This is a genomic window from Streptomyces sp. WM4235, from assembly GCF_001279725.1.
Taxonomy (GTDB): Bacteria; Actinomycetota; Actinomycetes; order Streptomycetales; family Streptomycetaceae; genus Streptomyces.
Genome location: NZ_LGDE01000427.1, coordinates 13,740 through 28,512, shown reverse-complemented (window position 1 = coordinate 28,512; position 14,773 = coordinate 13,740). Strand labels below are relative to the sequence as shown.

Genomic DNA, 14,773 nt, shown 5'->3' with positions numbered 1-14,773 from the left:
GACCCCGAAGGGTCGGGCCGAACGGGCTACGGGCGCGAGATGGGGGCCAGCACGGCCCCCAGGAGCTCCGTCAGCGTCGCCGCCGGGAGTTCGACCTCCAGGCCGCGACGGCCCGCCGAGACGCAGATCGTGGGATGGGCGGTCGCCGAGGCGTCCAGCACCGTACGCAGCCGCTTGCGCTGACCCAGCGGCGAGATGCCGCCCAGGACGTAGCCCGTGGTGCGTTCCGCCAGGGCCGGATCGGCCATCGAGGCCCGCTTGGCGCCCACGGCCACCGCCAGGGCCTTCAGGTCCAGCGACCCCGACACCGGGACCACCGCCACCGTCAGCACCCCGTCCACGTCCGTGACGAGCGTCTTGAACACCTGCGTGGGGGACACCCCCATCGCCTCCGCGGCCTCCTGGCCGTACGAGGGGTGCGCGGGGTCGTGCTCGTAGGAGTGCACCGTGAACTCCGCCGCCGCCGCGGTGAGGGCCGCTATGGCCGGGGTCGCCGCCCCGGACTTCTTCCTCGCCATCAGTTCGGGCTCGTCGGCGCGCGCGTCAGGTCCACCGCGGGCAGCGACGGCAGATGGCGGATCACGGCCGTCTCGGCGCGCAGCAGTTTCAGTTCCTCGGCGAGCCGGGTCGCCGTGTCCGGCGCCTGGAGCAGACGCTGCTTCGCCGGGATGTCGAGCACCGCCGCCGCGGCGACCAGGTACGAGACCACCGACGGCTCGTCCGGCAGCTCGGCGCCCGTCAGCGACCGCTCACGGGCCCCCGCCAGCCGCTTCTGGTAGTTCCGGAACGCCCGCAGCACGCCCTCGGCGAGCGCTCCCGCGCCCTCGCCCGAGTCCTCGGGGAGTTCCTCCAGCTCCGCGATCAGGAACGGCCCCGACGCGTCGACCGACAGCAGGCGGACCCGGGAGGTCCCGGTGGCCAGCACCTCGAAACTGCCGTCCTCCCGCTCCCGGATCGTCGCGGCGTCCGCGACGCAACCCACCCGGTGGAACGCCTGGATCGGGTCCGCGCCGAAACCGGCCGTCGGGCCCCGCTCGGGCAGCGCCGTCGGATCGGGCAGGCCGGGCGCGGTCGGCGCGACCTCCCGGCCGTCGCGGATCGCGACGACCGCGAAGCGTCGCGGCTCGTCCTCGCTCGTCTTCAGCAGCTCGCGCATCATGGCGCGATAGCGCTCCTCGAAGATGTTCAGCGGCAACACGAGGCCCGGGAACAGCACCGAGTTCAGCGGGAAGAGTGGCAGGCGAACGGTGGTCACGAGGCACAGGGTAGTGGCCGCGGGGCCGCGGCGGTCACCCCCGCCGCAGCAGCCGGGACGCGCCCGCCGCCACCGTCGTGGCCAGGATCCACCCCAGTACGACCAGGGCCGCCGCCCCCCACTGCCAACCACCCCGCAGATCCCACTGCCCCTCCTGCCCGAAATCGACGACCGGGAGCAGCAGATCGAGCGCGTACAGGGCGGCGTTCCAGTGCGGATGCTCGTCCGCCTTGATCGCGGGCGGGTCGAGCCGGGAGAACAGCAGCGAGCCCGCCGCCCACAGCACCGCCATCCACAGCGCCGCCCGGCCCGGCCGGTAGCCGTACACCACCGTCCAGTCCTGGAGGTACCCCCAGGCCTTCGCCGCGGGCGGCAGCGTGGCCCGGCGACGGCGCTGCTTGGCCAACAGCACCATCCGGGCGTCCGCGTCCTCGCCGCTCGCCCGCAGGACCGCCGCGAGCCGCTCGTACGGCTCCGGCGAGTAGTCGGGCGTGGCGGCCTCCACCCAGGCCAGCCGGCGGGCCAGCGGGAAGTGACCCCGGGGCGCGAGCAGCTCGTACGAGCAGCCCTCCATCGACAGCCGACCCGGGCCCGGCCAGCTGGTCGACATGTCGACCAGCTTGACCACCTTGGCCCCGGACAGCACCACCTTTCCCCGCTCAGGCTGCTCGCCGACGAACCGCAGCTCCGGCGTCTGGATCCGCCGCAGGGAGAGCTCCTGTTCCGCCGACAGGAGGAACCGGGCCCCGTAGAAGTCGATCGCGTCGCCGAACCGCCCGTCGTCCAGCCGCATCCCGCCCTCGCACTCGAAGGCCCGCGCCCGCCGACCGCCGAGCGGGGTCTCGCCCAGCCCGTACGGGGGCGTGTGGGTCCCGGAGTCACCGGGGGAGTGGTCCAGGGCGACCGAGGTCAGGTACAGGGTCCGCTCCACGGTGAGCTGCGGGGCGTTCAGCGCGCGCCGCCCCGACGGGTTGCGCAGCCGGGCCCCGCGCAGGCTCATCGACACGCCGACCTTCGCGCCGCGCAGACTGACCTCCCCGTACGCCTCCAGCATCTCGCCCTGGAAGTCCTGCGCCACCGCCATCCCGTCGGCAGCGATGGCCCGACCCTTGCTGTCGCGCTGCACCACCGCCTGGCTGATCAACAGGTCGGTGCCGATCTGCGCGTCGGTCAGCCGTATGCCCCGCGCCACGCGGCACCGCGGCAGGTGCAGATCGCCCTCGGTGTGCAGCCGGGCCGCCTCCAGCCGCGGGATCGCGCAGTTGACCAGGCGCAACGTGCCGAACCGGGCCTCGGACAGCTGGATCTCGCTGTCGAAGCGGCAGGACTGGAACTCCACGTACGGCTCGACGGTGCCCCCGGACAGGTCGAGCCGCCCGCTGATCCGCACCCCGCGCAGCTTCAACGAGGCGACCCGGCCCGGTACCGGCGGTGGGCCGTGGAGCAGCAGCAGGGCGACCGTCCCGGCCCGGACGGTGCGCTCCGGACCCCAGACCCGGTCGGAATGCGGGTCGTCCCGGCCGGCGGCGCGCGCACTGAGGTCGCAGACACCGCCCGTCCGGTACGCCTGCCACATCCGCAGCTCGGCGGCGGTCGCGTCGGCGGGCTCCCCGCCCGCGCGCGCCTCGGCCATGGCGGTCCCCCTCCGCTCGTCCGTCACACCCAGGGGAACGCTAAGGGGCGGCGGTGACGTCCGGGGCGTGTATCAGCCAGTGATACGGGCGAACGGTGCCGGGAAACGGTCTGAGAGAATTGGCAGGTGATCTCTCGTATCGACCTGCGCGGTGACACCCTCCCCGAGGGTGGCGCCCTGCGCGATCTGCTGCCCCGTGCCGAGTTCGACGTGGAAGCCGCCCTGGACAAGGTGCGGCCCATCTGCGAGGACGTCCATCATCGTGGCACGGCGGCGCTGATCGACTACGCGCGGAAGTTCGACGGGGTCGAACTCTCGCAGGTCCGGGTGCCCGCGCAGGCCCTCAAGGCCGCCCTGGAGCAGCTGGACCCGGCCGTGCGCGCCGCCCTGGAGGAGTCCATCCGGCGCGCCCGGATCGTGCACCGCAACCAGCGCCGCGGCGAGCACACCACCCAGGTGGTCCCCGGCGGAACCGTGACCGAGAAGTGGGTTCCGGTCGAGCGGGTGGGCCTGTACGCGCCCGGCGGCCGCTCGGTGTACCCGTCCTCCGTCGTGATGAACGTGGTGCCGGCCCAGGAGGCGGGCGTCGAGTCCATCGCGCTCGCGTCCCCGCCGCAAAAAGAATTCGACGGTCTGCCGCACCCCACGATCCTCGCCGCCTGCGCGCTGCTCGGCGTGGACGAGGTGTACGCGGCCGGTGGCGCCCAGGCCGTCGCGATGTTCGCGTACGGCACGGACGAGTGCGCCCCGGCGAACATGGTGACCGGCCCCGGCAACATCTGGGTCGCCGCCGCCAAGCGCTACTTCACCGGGAAGATCGGCATCGACACCGAGGCCGGCCCCACCGAGATCGCCGTCCTCGCGGACTCCACGGCCGACCCGGTGCACGTCGCCGCCGACCTGATCAGCCAGGCCGAGCACGACCCGCTGGCCGCCGCCGTCCTCGTCACGGACTCCGTCGAGCTCGCGGACGCCGTGGAACGGGAGCTGGAGCCGCAGGTCGCCGCCACCAAGCACGTCGAGGACCGGATCAAGCCCGCGCTCGCCGGCCGGCAGTCCGCGATCGTCCTGGTGGAAAGCCTGGAGGACGGCCTCAAGGTCGTCGACGCGTACGGCGCCGAGCACCTGGAGATCCAGACCGCCGACGCGGCCGCCTGGGCCGCCCGGGTCCGCAACGCCGGCGCGATCTTCGTCGGCCCCTGGGCCCCGGTCTCCCTCGGCGACTACTGCGCGGGCTCGAACCACGTGCTGCCCACCGGCGGCTGCGCCTGCCACTCCTCCGGCCTGTCCGTGCAGTCCTTCCTGCGCGGCATCCACATCGTCGACTACACGCGGGACGCCCTCGCCGAGGTCACCCACCACGTGGTGACGCTCGCCGAGGCCGAGGACCTGCCCGCGCACGGCGCGGCCCTCAAGGCGCGCTTCGGATGGAAGGTCCCCCAGGCATGACCGGCATCGACGACCTCCCCATCCGCGACGAGCTGCGCGGCAAGTCCCCCTACGGCGCCCCGCAGCTCGACGTGCCCGTCCAGCTGAACACCAACGAGAACCCGTACGAGCTCCCCGAGGAGCTGGTGCGGCGCATCGCCGAACGCGTGGCCGAAGCCGCCCGCACCCTCAACCGCTACCCCGACCGGGACGCGATCGAGCTGCGGACCGAGCTGGCCGCGTACCTCACCCGTACCGGCAAGCACCCCGTCGCGCGTGAGAACGTCTGGGCCGCCAACGGATCCAACGAGGTCCTCCAACAGCTCCTCCAGGCCTTCGGCGGCCCCGGCCGCACCGCGATGGGCTTCGAGCCCTCGTACTCCATGCACGCGCTGATCGCCCGCGGCACCGGCACCGGGTGGATCTCCGGCCCGCGCCGGGACGACTTCACCATCGACGCGGAGGCGGCGGAGCGGGCCATCGCCGAGCACGCGCCGGACGTCGTCTTCATCACCTCGCCCAACAACCCCACGGGCACCGCCGTCGGAGCCGAGACGGTCCTCGCCCTGTACGAGGCCGCCCAGGCCGCGCGTGCCGATCGAGGTTCGGCCTCCCTCGTCGTCGTCGACGAGGCGTACGTGGAGTTCAGCCACCACGACTCGCTCCTGCCGCTCATCGAGGGCCGCCCGTGCCTGGTGGTCTCCCGGACCATGTCCAAGGCCTTCGGCGCCGCCGGGCTGCGCCTGGGCTACCTGGCCGCGCACCCCGCCGTGGTCGACGCCGTGCAGCTCGTACGCCTGCCGTACCACCTGTCGGCCGTCACCCAGGCGACCGCGCTGGCCGCGCTGGAGCACACCGACACCCTCCTCGGCTACGTGGAGCAGCTCAAGGCCGAGCGCGACCGCCTCGTCGAGGAGCTGCGGGCCATCGGCTTCGAGGTCACCGAGTCCGACGCGAACTTCATCCAGTTCGGGAAGTTCGACGACTCCCACACCGCTTGGGAAAAGATCCTCGACCAGGGCGTCCTGGTCCGGGACAACGGCGTGCCGGGATGGCTGCGGGTCACCGCGGGCACCCCGGCCGAGAACGACGCGTTCCTGGAAGCGGTTCGCGCACTGAAGAAGGAGCAGCACGCATGAGCCGCATCGGACGGGTCGAACGGACCACGAAGGAGACCTCGGTCGTCGTCGAGATAAACCTCGACGGCACCGGCAAGGTCGACGTCTCGACGGGCGTGGGCTTCTACGACCACATGCTCGACCAGCTCGGCCGCCACGGCCTCTTCGACCTCACCGTCAAGACCGAGGGCGACCTGCACATCGACAGCCACCACACCATCGAGGACAGCGCCCTCGCGCTCGGCGCCGCCTTCAAGCAGGCCCTCGGCGACAAGGTGGGCATCTACCGCTTCGGCAACTGCACCGTCCCGCTGGACGAGTCGCTCGCCCAGGTGACCGTCGACCTGTCCGGCCGCCCCTACCTCGTGCACACCGAGCCCGAGAACATGGCGCCGATGATCGGCACCTACGACACGACGATGACCCGGCACATCTTCGAGTCCTTCGTCGCGCAGGCCCAGATCGCCCTGCACATCCACGTCCCGTACGGGCGCAACGCCCACCACATCGTGGAGTGCCAGTTCAAGGCGCTGGCCCGCGCCCTGCGCTACGCGGCCGAGTTCGACCCGCGCGCCGCCGGGATCCTGCCCTCCACGAAGGGCGCCCTCTAACCGTGACCGGCCTCAACACCATCCTGATCGTCGTCGGCCTCTTCCTCGCCGGTGGCGTCTACTCCTTCCACAAGCAGAAGATGCCCCTGTCGCTGGTCGTCCTGCTCGCCATCGGCTCCGCGATGTGTCTCGCCGCCGGAGTCCTGCGGATCCAAGGGATTTGGGATTGACCTCCTTCCCTCCCTAAGAGGAGGGGAGTCCCACCCTCACGGGTGGGGTTTCCTGTTTCACCACGGACCGCCCCAACCGAGAGGAGGACTCCCGATGAGGTCTTACACCCGCTCCACAGGCAGCGACCGCCAGCCCGGCGGCCAGAAGATTGATCGCGGCGTTCCCGTCCCGGTCGTGGGTCGTTCCGCAGTTCTCGCACGTCCACTCGCGGACGTGCAGGGGCATCGTGTCGGCCGAGGTCCCGCAGACCGAGCACAGGCGTGTGCTGGGGAACCACCGGTCGGTGGTGACCAGCACCCGTCCGTACCAGGCCGCCTTGTACTCCAGCATGGAGCGCAGCTCACGCCAGCCCGCATCGCTGACGGCCCGGGCGAGCGTGTGATTCCTCAGCAAGTTCTTGACGGTGAGGTCCTCGATCACGAGCGTTTGGTTTTCGCGCACGAGTCGAGTCGTCAGTTTGTGCAGATGATCCCGGCGGCGATCGGCAATGAGGGCGTGGATCCTGGCCACGCGGGTGCGGGCCTTGGCTCGGCTCTTGCTTCCCATCTCCTTCCGGGCCAGCGCCCTTTGTGCACGCGCCAGCCGGTCGCGTTCCCTGCGCTCATGTCGGGGATTGGGGATCTTCTCGCCGGTCGAGAGGGTGGCCAGTACGGTCAGTCCGACGTCGATGCCCACCGCATTCGTGGTGGCGGGCATCGGGGCAGGGGTGTCCTCGCACAACAGGGACACGAACCAGCGCCCGGCACTGTCCCGGGAGACCGTCACGGTGCTCGGTGCCGCCCCAGCCGGGAGGGGGCGCGACCACACGATGTCCAACGGCTCGGCCATCTTCGCGAGCGTCAGGTGACCGTCGGCGTAGCGGAACGCACTGCGCGTGTACTCGGCCGAGGCCCGGGACTTCCGCTTCGACTTGAAGCGGGGGTACTTCGCCCGCTTTCCCCAAAACCCCGCGAACGCACTCTGCAGATGCCGCAGTGCCTGCTGCAACGGCACCGAGGAGACCTCGGCCAGGTACGCCAGCTCCTCGGTCCGCTTCCACGTCGTGAGCAGCGCCGACGTCTGTCCGTACCCCATACGCTCCTGGCGGGTCCAGGCATCCGCGCGGGCGGCCAGAGCCAGGTTGTAGACCTTCCGTACACACCCGAACGTCCGCGACAGCCCGGCCGCCTGCGCGTCGGTCGGATAGAAGCGGTACTTGAACGCCCGCTTCACCAGAGAAGAAGTTCCCACGCCCCGGACGCTAGGGGCGGTCACGATCCGAACACAAGTACAGGTCACGGCTTCACGCAGCGGCACCGCGCCTGGGCGCGGTCCCGAGCCGTGGACGCGTTTCCTACCTGGCTGCAGCCGGGAGTTTTCACGCAAGGAGGTTTGGGATGAGCGCTGCTGGTCCCGCCAGACCGACCAAGAAGGTCGTCGTCTTCGACTACGGCTTCGGCAACGTCCGCTCCGCCGAACGCGCCCTCGCGCGCGTCGGCGCCGACGTCGAGATCACCCGCGACTACGACAAGGCCATGGACGCCGACGGACTCCTCGTCCCCGGCGTCGGCGCCTTCGCCGCCTGCATGCGGGGCCTCAAGGACGCCCGCGGCGACTGGATCATCGGCCGCCGGCTCTCCGGCGGCCGCCCCGTCATGGGCATCTGCGTGGGCATGCAGATCCTCTTCGAGCGCGGCATCGAACACGGCGTGGAGACCGAGGGCCTCGACGAGTGGCCCGGTACGGTCGGACCGCTCAAGGCCCCCGTCGTCCCGCACATGGGGTGGAACACCGTCGACGCGCCGGCCGACAGCCAGGCCTTCGCCGGCCTGGACGCGGACGCCCGCTTCTACTTCGTCCACTCGTACGCGGCGCGCGACTGGAGCCTGGAAGTCACCAACCCGCTGATCCGCGCCCCCAAGGTCACCTGGGCCACCCACGGCGAGCCCTTCGTCGCGGCGGTGGAGAACGGGGCCCTGTGGGCCACCCAGTTCCACCCCGAGAAGTCCGGCGACGCCGGGGCCCGGCTCCTCACCAACTGGATCGAGACCCTCTGATGCCGAAGACCCTTGAACTCCTCCCCGCGGTCGACGTCCGCGACGGACAGGCCGTCCGCCTCGTCCACGGGGTCTCCGGCAGCGAGACCTCCTACGGCTCCCCGCTGGAGGCGGCCCTCGCCTGGCAGGCCTCCGGCGCCGAGTGGCTCCACCTGGTCGACCTCGACGCCGCCTTCGGCACCGGCGACAACCGCGCCCTGGTCGCCGAGATCACCGGCGCCATGGACATCAAGGTCGAACTCTCCGGCGGCATCCGCGACGACGCCTCGCTCGCCGCGGCCCTCGCCACCGGCTGCACCCGCGTCAACCTGGGCACCGCCGCCCTGGAGACCCCCGAGTGGGCCGCCAAGGCCATCGCCGAGCACGGCGACAGGATCGCGGTCGGCCTCGACGTGCGCGGCACCACCCTCAAGGGCCGCGGCTGGACCAGCGAGGGCGGCGACCTCTACGAGACCCTCGCCCGCCTGGACTCCGAGGGCTGCGCCCGCTACGTCGTCACCGACATCGGCAAGGACGGCACGCTGACCGGCCCCAACCTGGAGCTGCTGAAGAACGTCTGCGCCGCCACCGACCGGCCCGTCGTGGCCTCCGGCGGCATCTCCTCGCTGGACGACCTGCGGGCCCTGTCCGCGCTCGTCCCGCAGGGCGTCGAGGGCGCCATCGTCGGCAAGGCCCTGTACGCCAAGGCCTTCACCCTGGAAGAAGCCCTGAAGGTGGTCTCCGCATGAGCTCTTCCGACCAGGTACGACGCATCTCCTCCGGTGGCGCCTACGAGGACGTCATCGGCTACTCGCGCGCCGTACAGCTCCCCAACGGCCTGGTCCTCGTCTCCGGCTGCACCGCCGTCGACGGGGGCGGCCCGTACGACCAGGCCATCACGGCCTTCGGCGTGGCCTTCAAGGCCCTGGAGCAGGCCGGGCTCGGCCCCGAGCACGTGGTGCGCACCCGCATGTACCTCACGCACGCCCGCGACGTGGAGGACGTCGGCCGCGCCCACAAGGAGCTGTTCGACGCGGTGCGGCCCGCAGCATCCATGATCATCGTCTCCGGTTTCGTCGACCCCTCCATGGTCGTCGAGGTGGAGGTCGAAGCCTTCGGTCCCTCAGGAGCCTCCGCATGACCCTCGCCGTACGGGTGATCCCCTGCCTGGACGTGGACAACGGCCGCGTGGTCAAGGGAGTCAACTTCCAGAACCTGCGCGACGCCGGCGACCCGGTGGAGATGGCCAAGCTCTACGACGCCGAGGGCGCCGACGAGCTGACGTTCCTCGACATCACCGCTTCCTCCGGCAACCGCGAGACCACCTACGACGTGGTGCGCCGCACCGCCGAACAGGTCTTCATCCCGCTGACCGTCGGCGGCGGCGTGCGCACCGCCGACGACGTCGACAAACTGCTGCGGGCGGGCGCCGACAAGGTGGGCGTCAACACGGCCGCCATCGCCCGCCCCGAGCTGATCCGGGAGATCGCCGAGCGGTTCGGTCGGCAGGTGCTCGTGCTGTCCGTGGACGCCCGCCGCACCGCCTCCGGCTCCTTCGAGGTCACCACCCACGGCGGCCGGCGGAGCGCCGGCATCGACGCCGTGGAATGGGCCCACCGGGCGGCCGAACTGGGCGCCGGGGAAATCCTGTTGAACTCCATGGACGCGGACGGTACGAAGGACGGCTACGACACGGAGATGATCGCGGCCGTGCGCAGGCACGTCACGGTCCCGGTGATCGCCTCCGGCGGCGCCGGCAGGCTGGAGCACTTCCCGCCGGCCATCGAGGCCGGCGCGGACGCGGTACTCGCCGCGTCGGTGTTCCACTTCGGCGACCTGCGCATCGGCCAGGTCAAGGACGCGCTGCGGGGGGCCGGCCACCCGGTGCGCTGACGCCCCGGGGGGCTGCGTTGAACCGGAACACATGGCGTTGGCTGGCCGCCTACGCCGCCTCGCTGATCGGCGACGCGATCTACTTCCTCGCTCTCGGCTGGACCGCCGCGCACGTGGCCGGGCCGGCCGAGGTCGGGCTGGTCATGGCGGCCGGCGCCGTCCCGAGGGCCCTGCTCATGCTGGGCGGCGGGGTGGTCGCCGACCGCTTCGGGCCCCGGCTCGTGGTCGTCTCCTCCGACGCCGTGCGCTGCGCGGTCATCCTCGCGCTCGCCCTGATCGTCGCGCTCGCCTCACCCGGGCTGTGGGTCCTGGTGACGGTGGCCCTGGTCTTCGGGGCCGTCGACGCGCTGTTCATGCCGGCGGTCGGCGCGCTGCCGCCCCGCATCGCCGGCCCCGGACAGCTGGTGCGGGTCCAGGGGCTGCGCAGCCTCGCCGAACGCGTCGGGCACACCGCGGGGCCGCCGGTGGCGGGCCTCGCGATCGGTCTGGGCGGCGTGGGAGCCGCCTTCGGCGTGGCCGCCGCGCTGTTCGGGCTCTCCCTGGTGCTGCTGCTGGCCGTACGGATCGCCCCCACGGTGCGGGACTCCGAGGACCCCTCGGCGGGGCAGACCCCCTGGCGGCAGTTGCTGTCCGGGCTCGCCTACATCCGGCGGCACCCGGTGATCGGTCCGCTGACGGTGTCCGGCGCGCTGAGCCAGCTCGGCACCTCCGCGCCGCTCACCCTGGGGCTGATCCTGCTGGCCGAGGAGCGGGACTGGGGCGCCGGCGGGGTCGGCTGGATCATCGGCGCCTTCGGGGCGGGTGCGGCGTCCAGCGCCCTGGTCCTGACGCTGGTGCCCCGGTTCCCCCGCGCGGGCGCGGTGCAGAACCTCACCCTGATCGTCGGCTCGGCCGGCATCGGCAGCCTCGCCCTGGCCCCCGGCCTGCCGACCGCGGTCGCCGTCTCGCTGCTGACCGGCCTGGTCTGCGGCATCTGCGGAGGCCTGGCCGTCGCCCTGATCCAGACCTCCACCGACCCCGCGTACCTGGGCCGGGTCAGCTCGGTCATGGCCTTCACGGCGGTGGGCCTGGCCCCGCTGTCCTACCCCGTTTTCGGCCTGGCGGTGGACCTGTGGGGCATCACCCCGGTGTTCCTGGCCGGCGGCCTGCTGAGCATGGCGGGAGCGGTGGTCGGCACCTCGGCCCGCGAGGTCCGCAGGGCGGAACTCGCCTTCGCCTGACCGCCTGACCGCCTGACCGCCGGGGCCCGGGCCCTCCGCCGACCCGGCGGCCCCGCACACGCCCGCCGGGCGCTACAGGCCCAGCCGCGCCGTCGTCAGCTTCGCGACGGCCTCCGCCGGACCGTCCAGCTCCACCGCCGCCGAGGACTGGCGGCCGAAGCAGAACAGCGTGAGTTCGCCCGGCTCGCCCGTGACCGTCACCACCGGGGTGCCTTTGTGCGCCACCGTCGTCTGGCCGTTCGGGCGGCGCAGGACCAGCCCCACCGGGGAGCGGCGGCCCGTCAGCCGGGCCAGCTTCTCCAGGCGGGACCAGAGGGAGTCCGAGAACACGGGGTCCAGCGCCCGCGGCGACCAGTCGGGCCGGGCCCGCCGGACGTCCTCCGCGTGGACGTAGAACTCCACCGCGTTGGCCGCCTCGTCGATCTGCTTCAGGGAGTAGAGGGACATCTTCGGCGGGCCGGTACGGATCAACTGGATCAGTTCCTCGTACGGCTTGGCCGCGTACTCCTCCATCACCTTGTCCAGCCGGGTCTTCAGCACGTCCAGCAGGAGACCGCCCGCCGCGTCCGGGCGGCGTTCGCGGACGACCACGTGCGCCGCGAGTTCCCGGGCGCGCCAGCCGTCGCACAGCGTCGGCGCCTCCGGCCCCGCCGACTCCAACAGGTCGGCCAGGAGCAGTCGTTCACGCTTCGCATGGGTAGACATGCGGGCCAGCCTACGGCCGGAACCCGTCGCGCGCCCGCCCATCAGGTGGACGGCGCTCCGTGATCGCCGCCTTCTCCCGGCACAATGGCCTCATGAGTACGACCTCCCTCGACCCCGCCATCGCCGCCCGTCTCAAGCGCTCCGCGGACGGTCTGGTTCCGGCCATCGCCCAGCAGTACGACACCGGTGAGGTGCTCATGCTCGGCTGGATGGACGACGAGGCCCTGCACCGGACCCTGACCACCGGGCGCTGCACGTACTGGTCCCGCAGCCGCGGGGAGTACTGGGTCAAGGGAGACACCTCCGGCCACTTCCAGCACGTGAAGTCCGTCGCCCTCGACTGCGACGCCGACACCCTCCTCGTGAAGGTCGACCAGGTCGGGGCCGCCTGTCACACCGGCGCCCGTACGTGCTTCGACGCCGATGTCCTCCTCGGCGACACCGAATAGGTAGGGTTCCACGCCATGGATCTCGAGACGTTCCGCAAGCTCGCCGTCGACCGCCGCGTCATCCCCGTCAGCCGCAAACTGCTGGCCGACGGCGACACGCCCGTGGGGCTCTACCGCAAGTTGGCCGCCGAACGCCCCGGAACCTTCCTCCTGGAGTCCGCCGAGAACGGCCGCTCCTGGTCCCGCTACTCCTTCGTCGGCGTCCGCAGCGACTCCACCCTGACCGTCCGCGACGGCCGGGCCCACTGGATCGGCACCCCGCCCGTCGGGGTACCCACGGACGGCGACCCGCTGGAGGCCCTGCGCGCCACCGTCGAGGCCCTGCACACCCCCCGCGACATCGCCGGCGGAATGCCGCCCTTCACCGGCGGCATGGTCGGCTACCTCGGCTACGACATCGTCCGCCGCCTGGAGCGCATCGGCGAGCACACCGCCGACGACCTGGAGCTGCCCGAGCTGACGATGCTGCTCACCTCCGACCTGGCCGTCATGGACCACTGGGACGGCACGGTCCAGCTCATCGCCAACGCCATCAACCACAACGACCTCGACACGGGCGTGGACGAGGCGTACGCGAACGCGGTCGCCCGCCTCGACGCCATGGAGGCCGACCTCGCGCGGCCCGCCCCGTACGTACCCACCCCGCTGCCCGTCTCCGAGCTGCCGGAGTTCTCCGCCCTGTGGGGCGGCGAGAAGTACCAGGCGGCCGTGGAGGACGTGAAGGAACGCATCCGGGCCGGCGAGGCCTTCCAGGTGGTGCCCTCGCAGCGGTTCGAGACGCCCTGCGAGGCCTCCGCGCTCGACGTCTACCGGGTGCTGCGGGCCACCAACCCCTCCCCGTACATGTACCTCTTCCGCTTCGAGAACGGCTTCGACGTGGTCGGGTCCAGCCCCGAGGCGCTGGTCAAGGTCGAGGACGGCCGGGCCATGGTCCACCCCATCGCCGGCACCCGGCACCGCGGGGCCACCCCGCAGAAGGACAACGACCTCGCCGAAGAGCTGATGGCGGACCCCAAGGAGCGCGCCGAGCACCTGATGCTCGTCGACCTCGGCCGCAACGACCTGGGCCGGGTCTGCGCCCCGGGGTCGGTGGAGGTCGTCGACTTCATGTCGATCGAGCGCTACTCCCACGTGATGCACATCGTCTCCACCGTCACCGGCCGGCTCGCCGAGGGCAAGACCGCCTTCGACGTGCTCACCGCCTGCTTCCCCGCCGGCACCCTCTCGGGCGCGCCCAAGCCGCGCGCCATGCAGATCATCGAGGAGCTTGAACCCTCCCGCCGCGGGCTGTACGGCGGTTGCGTCGGCTACCTCGACTTCGCCGGGGACTCCGACACGGCCATCGCCATCCGCACGGCGCTGCTGCGCGACGGGACGGCGTACGTCCAGGCCGGCGCGGGGGTCGTGGCGGATTCGGTGCCCGAGCTGGAGGACCTCGAATGCCGCAACAAGGCCGCCGCGGTGCTCCGCGCGGTGGGAGCGGCGAACCGCCTCCACCGCGGCTGAGGACGTAGGGGATAGTGGGGTGCGTGAGTGCCGTACCCCCGCCCCGAAACGATGCCGCCGCCCCCGGGACCGAAGAGGCCCCGCCGAGGCCCGAGAGCGGCGCCGGCCGCCGCAGCGTGGCCGTCGCCCTGCTGTTCGGCGCGCTCGGCGCCACCGTCGTGCTGCTCGCCTCCGGCCGCGTCTGGGCCCAGGGCCGGGCGGCCGTCGGCGGTGGTTCGCTGCCGCTGAGCGCCGACGGGCGGGCCGTCACCGGCCTGCCCGCCGCCCTGGCGATCGTCGCCCTCGCCGCCCTGGTCGCCGTCTTCGCCGTCCGCGGCAGGAGCCGGCGGCTGGTGTCCGGACTGCTCGCGCTGAGCGGTCTGGGCGCCGCCCTGGCGGCCGTGTTCGCCGCCGACGACCACCGGGCCCTGGACGAACAGGCCGCCAGGACCACCGCGGACACCGCGGCCCAGGTGGTCGGGCTCACCCATACGGCGTGGCCGTACGTCACCGCCGTCGGCGGGGCCCTGATCCTGCTGGCCGGCCTCCTGGCCCTGCGCTTCGGCCGGAGTTGGCCCGCGATGGGCGGCCGCTACGAACGCGACGGCAGCCCCCGCACCCGGACTCCCGCGCCCGTGGACCCGGACCGGCCCGAGGACCTGTGGAAGGCTCTGGACCGAGGCGAGGACCCCACCCGCTGACGGGACCCCCGTGAGCGAGCGCCGCGTCCGGTGCGGGACAATGGGCACCGAGCGTTCGACACAGCACGTGACGTGCGACAGAGCAACGA

General features: G+C 72.3%; 17 protein-coding genes. 12 read left to right on the top strand and 5 right to left on the bottom strand.

Translation table 11 applies throughout. The annotated features are described in order from the left end of the window. Positions 1-26: 26 nt before the first annotated feature. From ybaK to ADK55_RS25935, 3 genes are read right to left on the bottom strand one after another with little or no spacing between them, the layout of a single operon-like run. The gene (ybaK, locus tag ADK55_RS25945) at positions 27-518 is read right to left on the bottom strand and encodes a Cys-tRNA(Pro) deacylase (protein WP_053682216.1); all 492 of its coding nucleotides are present in this window, start codon (positions 516-518) and stop codon (positions 27-29) included. Further along, entirely contained in the window at positions 518-1,255 is a 738-nt protein-coding gene (locus ADK55_RS25940) for an LON peptidase substrate-binding domain-containing protein (protein ID WP_053682215.1), read from the bottom strand. The genes ybaK and ADK55_RS25940 overlap by 1 nt, the downstream gene beginning before the upstream one ends. A gap of 34 nt (positions 1,256-1,289) precedes the next feature. Then, positions 1,290-2,888, bottom strand: a complete 1,599-nt coding sequence (locus tag ADK55_RS25935; protein WP_053682214.1) for a hypothetical protein — start codon at positions 2,886-2,888, stop codon at positions 1,290-1,292. Positions 2,889-3,014: 126 nt separating this feature from the next. Here ADK55_RS25935 and hisD point away from each other — a divergent pair, with 126 nt between their 5' ends. From hisD to ADK55_RS39285, 4 genes are read left to right on the top strand one after another with little or no spacing between them, the layout of a single operon-like run. Then, a complete protein-coding gene (gene hisD, locus ADK55_RS25930) occupies positions 3,015-4,337 on the top strand; it encodes a histidinol dehydrogenase (RefSeq protein ID WP_053682213.1) in 1,323 nt (440 codons plus the stop codon). Continuing rightward, the gene (locus ADK55_RS25925; RefSeq protein ID WP_053682212.1) at positions 4,334-5,455 is read left to right on the top strand and encodes a histidinol-phosphate transaminase; all 1,122 of its coding nucleotides are present in this window, start codon (positions 4,334-4,336) and stop codon (positions 5,453-5,455) included. The genes hisD and ADK55_RS25925 overlap by 4 nt, the downstream gene beginning before the upstream one ends. After that, positions 5,452-6,045, top strand: coding sequence for an imidazoleglycerol-phosphate dehydratase HisB (gene hisB / locus ADK55_RS25920; RefSeq protein WP_053682211.1), 594 nt, complete (start codon positions 5,452-5,454; stop codon positions 6,043-6,045). Before ADK55_RS25925 ends, hisB begins: the two co-directional genes overlap by 4 nt. A 2-nt stretch (positions 6,046-6,047) precedes the next feature. Then, entirely contained in the window at positions 6,048-6,215 is a 168-nt protein-coding gene (locus ADK55_RS39285) for a hypothetical protein (protein WP_053682210.1), read from the top strand. Positions 6,216-6,228: 13 nt separating this feature from the next. Here ADK55_RS39285 and ADK55_RS25910 read toward each other — a convergent pair whose 3' ends face one another. Beyond that, positions 6,229-7,446 (bottom strand): RNA-guided endonuclease InsQ/TnpB family protein, encoded by a 1,218-nt coding sequence (locus ADK55_RS25910; protein WP_234350241.1) that lies wholly within the window; start codon positions 7,444-7,446, stop codon positions 6,229-6,231. Positions 7,447-7,592: 146 nt separating this feature from the next. Here ADK55_RS25910 and hisH point away from each other — a divergent pair, with 146 nt between their 5' ends. Genes hisH through ADK55_RS25885 form a run of 5 tightly spaced genes read left to right on the top strand, consistent with a single transcriptional unit; the run spans position 7,593 to position 11,344 of the window. Then, complete coding sequence (gene hisH, locus ADK55_RS25905) at positions 7,593-8,252, top strand: imidazole glycerol phosphate synthase subunit HisH (protein WP_053682208.1); 660 nt, start codon at positions 7,593-7,595, stop codon at positions 8,250-8,252. Continuing rightward, positions 8,252-8,980, top strand: coding sequence for a bifunctional 1-(5-phosphoribosyl)-5-((5-phosphoribosylamino)methylideneamino)imidazole-4-carboxamide isomerase/phosphoribosylanthranilate isomerase PriA (priA, locus tag ADK55_RS25900; protein ID WP_053682207.1), 729 nt, complete (start codon positions 8,252-8,254; stop codon positions 8,978-8,980). Before hisH ends, priA begins: the two co-directional genes overlap by 1 nt. Then, a complete protein-coding gene (locus tag ADK55_RS25895; protein WP_053682206.1) occupies positions 8,977-9,372 on the top strand; it encodes a RidA family protein in 396 nt (131 codons plus the stop codon). The genes priA and ADK55_RS25895 overlap by 4 nt, the downstream gene beginning before the upstream one ends. Then, positions 9,369-10,124: an imidazole glycerol phosphate synthase subunit HisF gene (gene hisF, locus ADK55_RS25890; protein WP_053682205.1), complete on the top strand. Its 756-nt coding sequence runs from the start codon at positions 9,369-9,371 to the stop codon at positions 10,122-10,124. Before ADK55_RS25895 ends, hisF begins: the two co-directional genes overlap by 4 nt. Positions 10,125-10,141: 17 nt before the next feature. Then, positions 10,142-11,344, top strand: coding sequence for an MFS transporter (locus tag ADK55_RS25885; protein WP_234350240.1), 1,203 nt, complete (start codon positions 10,142-10,144; stop codon positions 11,342-11,344). A 72-nt stretch (positions 11,345-11,416) separates the two neighbouring features. Here ADK55_RS25885 and ADK55_RS25880 read toward each other — a convergent pair whose 3' ends face one another. After that, positions 11,417-12,049, bottom strand: a complete 633-nt coding sequence (locus tag ADK55_RS25880) for a TIGR03085 family metal-binding protein (RefSeq protein ID WP_053682236.1) — start codon at positions 12,047-12,049, stop codon at positions 11,417-11,419. Positions 12,050-12,141: 92 nt separating this feature from the next. Here ADK55_RS25880 and hisI point away from each other — a divergent pair, with 92 nt between their 5' ends. The 3 genes from hisI to ADK55_RS25865 are packed head-to-tail and all read left to right on the top strand — an operon-like array spanning position 12,142 to position 14,684. Continuing rightward, complete coding sequence (gene hisI / locus ADK55_RS25875) at positions 12,142-12,498, top strand: phosphoribosyl-AMP cyclohydrolase (protein ID WP_053682235.1); 357 nt, start codon at positions 12,142-12,144, stop codon at positions 12,496-12,498. 15 nt (positions 12,499-12,513) lie between these two features. After that, positions 12,514-14,004, top strand: coding sequence for an anthranilate synthase component I (locus ADK55_RS25870; RefSeq protein ID WP_053682204.1), 1,491 nt, complete (start codon positions 12,514-12,516; stop codon positions 14,002-14,004). A gap of 14 nt (positions 14,005-14,018) precedes the next feature. Then, positions 14,019-14,684 (top strand): TIGR02234 family membrane protein, encoded by a 666-nt coding sequence (locus tag ADK55_RS25865; RefSeq protein ID WP_053682203.1) that lies wholly within the window; start codon positions 14,019-14,021, stop codon positions 14,682-14,684. Positions 14,685-14,773: the final 89 nt, after the last annotated feature.

Coding starts and splice junctions, on each gene's coding strand:
- ADK55_RS25895 (WP_053682206.1), top strand. CDS start 8,977: ATGAGCTCTTCCGACCAGGTACGACGCATCTCCTCCGGTGGCGCCTAC.
- hisF (WP_053682205.1), top strand. CDS start 9,369: ATGACCCTCGCCGTACGGGTGATCCCCTGCCTGGACGTGGACAACGGC.
- ADK55_RS25935 (WP_053682214.1), bottom strand. CDS start 2,888: ATGGCCGAGGCGCGCGCGGGCGGGGAGCCCGCCGACGCGACCGCCGCC.
- ADK55_RS25870 (WP_053682204.1), top strand. CDS start 12,514: ATGGATCTCGAGACGTTCCGCAAGCTCGCCGTCGACCGCCGCGTCATC.
- ybaK (WP_053682216.1), bottom strand. CDS start 518: ATGGCGAGGAAGAAGTCCGGGGCGGCGACCCCGGCCATAGCGGCCCTC.
- ADK55_RS25880 (WP_053682236.1), bottom strand. CDS start 12,049: ATGTCTACCCATGCGAAGCGTGAACGACTGCTCCTGGCCGACCTGTTG.
- hisH (WP_053682208.1), top strand. CDS start 7,593: ATGAGCGCTGCTGGTCCCGCCAGACCGACCAAGAAGGTCGTCGTCTTC.
- hisI (WP_053682235.1), top strand. CDS start 12,142: ATGAGTACGACCTCCCTCGACCCCGCCATCGCCGCCCGTCTCAAGCGC.
- priA (WP_053682207.1), top strand. CDS start 8,252: ATGCCGAAGACCCTTGAACTCCTCCCCGCGGTCGACGTCCGCGACGGA.
- ADK55_RS25925 (WP_053682212.1), top strand. CDS start 4,334: ATGACCGGCATCGACGACCTCCCCATCCGCGACGAGCTGCGCGGCAAG.
- hisB (WP_053682211.1), top strand. CDS start 5,452: ATGAGCCGCATCGGACGGGTCGAACGGACCACGAAGGAGACCTCGGTC.